Raw genomic sequence first — 6,125 nt, 5'->3', positions numbered from 1 at the left:
GCCGCGGGAACGCCACGTCGGGCGCGCCGATCTGCAGCGGCAGCACCAGGTTGGCGAACCCGAACACGATCGGGGTCGCGTAGAACAGCAGCATCACCGTGCCGTGCATGGTGAACAGCTGGTTGAACTGCTCGTTGGACAGGAACTGCAGGCCCGGCATCGCCAGCTCGGTGCGCATGAACAGCGCCATCAGCCCGCCGATCGCGAAGAACGCGAAGCAGACGACGCAGTACATGATGCCGATCAGCTTGTGATCGGTGGTGGTGATCAGCTTGTAGATCAGGTTCCCCTTGGGGCCCATCCGTTCCGGAAAAGGACGACGTGCCTCGAGTTCTCCGATTGGGGGCGCTTCCGCTACCAAGAGGTCCTCCAAAGATTCGTCGGGAAAGTCCCGCTTATCGAACTGAATCCTAACGCTCCCCGCGCCCAGATTCCCCGTGGGTCCTACAAACTGTCGTAATTGACAGGCAACCGTCACCTGCGTACGCCTGACCTGCCGCTAAGCACCAGAATGCTACCGTCGCCCGGTGCCGAGCAACCGAGCCACCGCGGGCGCCGCTCTGATCGCCGCCGCGGCGACCCTGATCAGCGGTTGTGGTTCAACGGACTCGGCGGCGCCGGCCGCGCCCTCGATGACCACCAGCGTGACCAAGATCGCCGATGCCGGGGTGCTCGGCAATCAGCGCAGGCCCGACGAATCCTGCGCGGCCGATCCCGCGCCCGCCGATCCGGAGCCGCGCCGGGTCCGCAACGCGCGTGGCGACTCGGCCGGTATCGCCGAGGACACCGAGGTACGGGGCGATCCACAGCGCATCGTGGTGCTCTCCGGTGATCAACTCGACGCGTTGTGCGCGCTCGGGCTGCAGTCCCGGATCGTGGCCGCGGCCCTGCCGGACGGTTCGGACCGGCAGCCGTCCTACCTGGGCACCGTCGTGCACGACGCCGCCGCCGCGGGCACCAGGAGCGCACCCGACCTCGGGGCGATCGAGGCGGCCAAGCCGGACCTGATCCTCGGATCGCAGGCCCTGACACCCGACACGTTCGGGGCGCTGTCGGATATCGCGCCGACCGTGTTCACCGGGGCACCCGGCGCGGCGTGGCGTGACACGCTGCGCACGGTCGGCGCGGCGACGGGACGCGCCGGCGCGGCCGACGACCTCGTCGGCGGGTTCGACGACGCGGCCCGCCGGGCCGGGGCCGACAACGACGCCACGCACTTCCAGGCCTCGGTGGTGCAGCTCACCGAGAATTCGGTCCGGGTGTTCGGCGCGGAGAACTTCCCGGGCAGCGTGCTCTCCGCGGTCGGCTTGGACCGGCCGGTCGGGCAACGGTTCACCGACAAACCCTACGAGGAGTTGGGCACCACCGACGCCGATTACGCGATCGCCGACGCCGACATCGTCTATGTGTCGTTCGCCTCACCGGCCGCCAGGGACAAGGCCACCGAGATCCTCGACAGCGACGCGTGGCGGGGCCTCTCGGCCACCCGGGACAACCGGGTGTTCGTCGTCAACAACGAGGTGTGGCAGACCGGGCAGAACATCGTCGCCGCGCGCGGCATGCTCGACGATCTGCGCTGGGTCAACGCCCCGATCAACTGAATCACAGCTGGTCGGCGGACCCGGCCACCTGCAGTGCCTGCTGGCCGAACTGACCCGGCGCCAGCGATCCGTCAGGCAGCACCAGATCACCGCTGTCGATGCGGCTGCGCAGGTAGGCGAACGTCTGAGCGGTCTGCGCGAACAGGTGTTCCCCCGCGCGCAGCGACGGCCGCTGCACCCCGTCTACCGGGGAGAACCGTGGCAGCGGTTTCACCTCGGTGGCGTAGTCGACGTTGAAGAAAAGCGGGAAGGAATACCGTTCCTCACGCACCTTGCGCACCCGGTGACTGGTGGCGACGTAGGTGCCGTTGGTCCACAGTTCGAGCAGGTCACCGATGTTGACGACAAAGGTGCCGGGTACCGGGGGCACGTCGATCCACTCGCCGTCGCCGTTCATCACCTCGAGCCCGGGTGCGGTGGGTTTGAGCAGCGTGAAGCACTCGTAATCGGTGTGGGCGCCGATACCGAGGGCGTCCTCGGCGTCGGGGTTGTACGGATAGTGGACCAAACGCAACTGGCTCGGTGTCTTCGTGGCGTGCCTGGAGAACACGTCCGGGTCCTCGCCGAGTGCCACCGCAAACGCCCAGAGCAGCTGCTTTCCCACCCCGAGAACGGCCTGGTAGTAGGCAGTCACCGCGGCCGCGAAACCCGGCACGTCCGGCCATGCGTTCGGGCCGAGCATGGGATTGCCTGCCAGGTAATCGGGGTCGTCGGCCGGCAGGTCCAGCGCCGTGTCGAACGCCTCCTTGAGGTCGGGCGGGCCGGTCTCCATCCCCTCCTCTCCGACCGGTACGTAGCCGCGATGGCACCGCGACAGGCCGATGTAGGTCCGCATCTTCTCCTCGACCGGTAGTGCGAAGAACGTTTTGGTCGCCTCGAGCATCCGGTCGAACAGGGATTCGTCGACACCGGATCCGCTGATATACAGGAAGCCGACATCACTTGCCGCGCGGCCGATCTCGGCGGCGACGCGCTCGCGTTCGGCCCGATCCCGAGACCACAGACCACTGATGTCGACGATCGGCACCGAGGTGAATGACATTGCGTTACTCATAGATTCAATGTCCCTTCGCTATCTTCAACTATCCAGCGCACGCCGTTGGCGTGGATCTGATCTCCGGAGCACCCGATCTCGAGCGCCCGCCACCTGGATCCGCCGATATCGTCGATCACGACAACTCCGCCACCACCCCAACCGAAGCGTGAGCCGACGCGCACCAGAAGCCCCGGTGCGCCATCAGGTCCCCGCATAAACGTGGCGCCGCAGGGTGTCCTCGGTTCCCGGTCGCGGGTCCAGTGTTCGACGTAGTCCTCATAGATGCCGGTCTCAATCAATGTGTCACCGTCCCAAAGCATCACACCGGCGTCGGGATGCGGACCAGGCGGTTCGAGGTCGATGACCCGGTGCCACTCGAAGATGTCGGCCCGCTGGCGCAGCGTTCCCGCGAAGCCACGCGAGTCGACGTACGCGGTGGGCCCCTGCAACCACGTGACGTCGGTACCCGTATCGCACGAGCCGTCGGCACCGACCAGCAGCGTGCGCCGCCACAATCCGACGCAGTCGCAAGCCGCCGGATCCATTATCGAGACACCGGACCTACCCCGAAGCGGTCCTGGAAGTGCTGGGTCAGTTCCGGCCACACGTGCGGATCGTGACCGGGGATCAACTGATAGCCCCTGTCGCCGGCCAGCTTCTTGAGCCTGCGGATCGGCTCGATCGTATCCTCGGGCTCGACGTCGATGAATCCGCCGATCGCCAGTTCCTGTTCGATGTTCTCGGTCAGATCGGCGGCGTCGAACGCGAACACGAACCCCTTCGGACCCTCACCGCCGGAGGCGGACTCGTCGAGATCGACCACGAAGCTCTGGTGCCCGGGCGTGTGGCGGTAGGTCGGCACACCGGTGACGCCCGGCGCGATCTCTGCCTCCCCGTCGGCCAGGCGCCACTGGATGTTCGGATCGTCGAAGTCGGCGCGGACTATCGCGTTGCGCTCCGGCTCGGGGTGGTTGGACAGCCCGTACTCAAGCTCACGGCGCTGCGCGTGCACCGGAACCTTGCCCGCGAACAGCTTCAGTCCGCCGGCGTGGTCGTGGTGCAAATGGCTTACCGCGACAGTGTGGATGTCGTCGAAGTCAACGCCGACCTCGGCCAGCCGTTGCTCGATCGGCTCGCCGGGACCGGGCAGAACCGGCCGGTACTCGACGGTCGGGAAGAATCGCCGGTACAGCGCGGGATCCCGTACCAATGCGGTGTTGAAGCCGGTGTCGAGCAGCACCCAACCACCGTCGGTCTGCAGCAGCACACCGGGCACCGGCTCGCGCATGCGTTCCTCGGCGGGCGCCCCGTACACCGACACCGACTTCGGCAGCTCCTCCCAACCCAGTGTCAGCAGGATGATCCGACGCACGCCGCTCTTGCGGACCAGAGTCGACATCAGCCCACCGACAGTTTGAACAGCCGCAGCGAGTTCGGGTTGGTCACAACGTGCGCCTGCTCGACGCCCTTCAGCCAGGGCTGGGCGACCACGAAGTCGTCCACGTCGGCCATGTTCAGCCAGCACCCCGTCTTGACTGCCTCCTCGGCCGCGGTCGAGAACGGTTGTGGTGCACCGGTGGCCAATCCTTCTGCCAGAGCTGCGGTGATCGGCGGCGCGGAGCAACCCAGATAGTTCAGGCCACCGTCGGGGTCGAAGGAGATGTGTCCCCATGTGTAAGGCGATGGGGCATCCGGCCATCCGGTCCCCGAGTAGATCTCCGGGGCCGATTGCCCGTCGGTGCCGATCCAGCCGTAGATCTCCGAGGTCGGATAGCTCTGCACCTTGGCGGTGAGCCCGGCCGCGGCGAGCTGGGTCTGGATCAGGTTGCTGATCAGCTGGTTGTCCGGGTTGGACGAGTCGTACCCGATGGTGATCGCCTTCTGGTCGGCGGGCAGGTTCGCGGCAAGCCTGGTCAGCTGCGACGGATCGTGCGTCACGGACTGCCTGGCGAACTCCGGTGCCATCATGTTGGGCGGGTAGACCTGCTCGGCCTTCTTGCCGCGGCCGAAGTAGGTCTGCTTGACCAGGGTGTCGACGTCGATGGCCGCCACGACCGCGTTTCGGTTCGCAACGTCGGTCAGCATGCCCTTACGCGGGTTGAGGTAGAGGTAGTTCGACATCATCGTCGGCAGCGAGTAGTTCGTGAACTTGTCGTCGTTGAGATACTGCTCGACTGCCGAGGACGGAAGGTCGTGCATGATCGCGGCGATCTGACCGTTGTTGAACTGCAGCTGTTGTGCCGAGACGTCGGTGATGACCGGGATCTCGACCTTCTCGAAGTATGGCTTCTCCCCCCAGTATTCGGGGTAAGCGGCCAGCGCGTAGCGGGATCCGATCTCCGCGGCGGTCAGTGTGTATGGACCAGTTCCGAGGTCATGGTTGGTCAGGTAGGCCTGTGCGTTGTCGCTGCCCGCGTTCTTCGCCAGTCCCTCTGGGCTGAGCATCCTGGGCCCGTACGGAGCCGCGAGGTAGTCGAGGAACGCCGAGTTGGGCGCCTTGAGCGTGATTGTCACGCCGTAATCACCCTGCGTCGTTACTGATTTGACGTCCTTGACCATATAGGCCGGGCCCTGGTTCACTGCCGCCCGGCGGTCGAAGGATGCCTTCACCGCGGCCGAGGTGAAGGGGGTCCCGTCGTGGAACGTGACACCCTCGCGCAGTTTGAATGTGAATACGGTGTGGTCGGGTGACTCGGTCCACTCGGTGGCCAGCAGCGGTTCGATCTGCGGCTTGTCGGTGCCCGCCTTGTACTGCAGCAGACCCTCGTAGATGTTCGTGGTCAGGAGCAGACCCTGACCGGCGTAGAAGATGTCGGGGTCCGGTGGCTGCCCGGGGTCCTGCAGGAACGAGACGTGCAGTACCTTGTCGGTCGGTGCGGCGTTCGGCGTTCCGCCGCCGGAATCTGAACCTCCACAGGCACTCAACGCGAGTACGGCAACGGCACCGAGCGCGGCGAGCGAGCCGAGTCTGTTGGTCATCGTGCGGCTCCCTCGAGGATGGGGGTACTGAGTTGGCGGAATGCGGTCAGGATCTCTTCGGTCGTACGCACGGCGCCGGTCTGCAGGTACTCCATCGCGTCGAGTGCGGCGTCGTGGCGGTACTGAGACGAACCGCCCACACAGTCGGAGACCACCCTGACGTGAAAGTCGCGCTGGTGGGCGTCGGCGAAGGTGTAGTGGACACACACGTCCGTCAGTCCGCCGACGAGGATCAGCGTGGATGCCTTGAGTCCGGACAGCACGATCTCGAACTCGGTGCCGATGAAGCCCGAATAACGGCGCTTGACGATGTGGAACTCCTGGTTCGGCCCGTTCAGTTCAGGGAGCAGGGCCGGATGAAGTGCCGTTCCGGGCCTGCCGTCGATGCAATGCATGCCCTCGGTGCCGTCCAGTTCGCGACCGAAGTCGATTCCACTGGCGCGGTGAACCTCCTGGAAGAACACGATCGGCACCCCGGCACCCCGAGCCGCAGCGACTGATCGCCGCGG

The 6,125-nt window shown here is 65.9% G+C and carries 7 protein-coding genes; 1 reads left to right on the top strand and 6 read right to left on the bottom strand.

Annotated features, from left to right (window positions below; all coding sequences use genetic code 11):
- Nucleotides 1-361: cbb3-type cytochrome c oxidase subunit I (locus tag ACWDTP_RS36710; RefSeq protein WP_450028131.1), on the bottom strand; the 361-nt coding region annotated here is incomplete at its 3' end.
- Nucleotides 362-527: 166 nt separating this feature from the next.
- Between ACWDTP_RS36710 and ACWDTP_RS36705 the strand changes: the two genes are divergently transcribed.
- Nucleotides 528-1,601, top strand: a complete 1,074-nt coding sequence (locus ACWDTP_RS36705) for an ABC transporter substrate-binding protein (protein WP_450028130.1) — start codon at nt 528-530, stop codon at nt 1,599-1,601.
- A gap of 1 nt (nt 1,602) precedes the next feature.
- On the opposite strand, the gene ACWDTP_RS36700 is transcribed toward ACWDTP_RS36705, so the two are convergent.
- The 5 genes from ACWDTP_RS36700 to ACWDTP_RS36680 all read right to left on the bottom strand — a co-directional run.
- Nucleotides 1,603-2,655, bottom strand: a complete 1,053-nt coding sequence (locus tag ACWDTP_RS36700; RefSeq protein WP_450028129.1) for an isopenicillin N synthase family dioxygenase — start codon at nt 2,653-2,655, stop codon at nt 1,603-1,605.
- Nucleotides 2,652-3,182, bottom strand: a complete 531-nt coding sequence (locus tag ACWDTP_RS36695) for a hypothetical protein (protein ID WP_450028128.1) — start codon at nt 3,180-3,182, stop codon at nt 2,652-2,654. The genes ACWDTP_RS36700 and ACWDTP_RS36695 overlap by 4 nt, the downstream gene beginning before the upstream one ends.
- Nucleotides 3,182-4,036: an N-acyl homoserine lactonase family protein gene (locus ACWDTP_RS36690; protein WP_450028127.1), complete on the bottom strand. Its 855-nt coding sequence runs from the start codon at nt 4,034-4,036 to the stop codon at nt 3,182-3,184. The genes ACWDTP_RS36695 and ACWDTP_RS36690 overlap by 1 nt, the downstream gene beginning before the upstream one ends.
- Nucleotides 4,036-5,616: an ABC transporter substrate-binding protein gene (locus tag ACWDTP_RS36685; protein WP_450028126.1), complete on the bottom strand. Its 1,581-nt coding sequence runs from the start codon at nt 5,614-5,616 to the stop codon at nt 4,036-4,038. The genes ACWDTP_RS36690 and ACWDTP_RS36685 overlap by 1 nt, the downstream gene beginning before the upstream one ends.
- Nucleotides 5,613-6,125 (bottom strand): cysteine hydrolase family protein (locus ACWDTP_RS36680; RefSeq protein ID WP_450028125.1); only part of this gene is annotated, 513 nt, incomplete at its 5' end. The genes ACWDTP_RS36680 and ACWDTP_RS36685, both read right to left, overlap by 4 nt.

It is taken from the genome of Mycobacterium sp. NPDC003449, from assembly GCF_053588415.1.
The sequence above is the reverse complement of the archived record's forward strand: the minus strand, read 5'-3'. Positions and strand labels throughout refer to the sequence as shown.

Excerpts from the sequence above, each read along its gene's own strand:
- ACWDTP_RS36700 (WP_450028129.1), bottom strand. The coding sequence starts at position 2,655 with ATGAGTAACGCAATGTCATTCACCTCGGTGCCGATCGTCGACATCAGT.
- ACWDTP_RS36690 (WP_450028127.1), bottom strand. The coding sequence starts at position 4,036 with ATGTCGACTCTGGTCCGCAAGAGCGGCGTGCGTCGGATCATCCTGCTG.
- ACWDTP_RS36695 (WP_450028128.1), bottom strand. The coding sequence starts at position 3,182 with ATGGATCCGGCGGCTTGCGACTGCGTCGGATTGTGGCGGCGCACGCTG.
- ACWDTP_RS36685 (WP_450028126.1), bottom strand. The coding sequence starts at position 5,616 with ATGACCAACAGACTCGGCTCGCTCGCCGCGCTCGGTGCCGTTGCCGTA.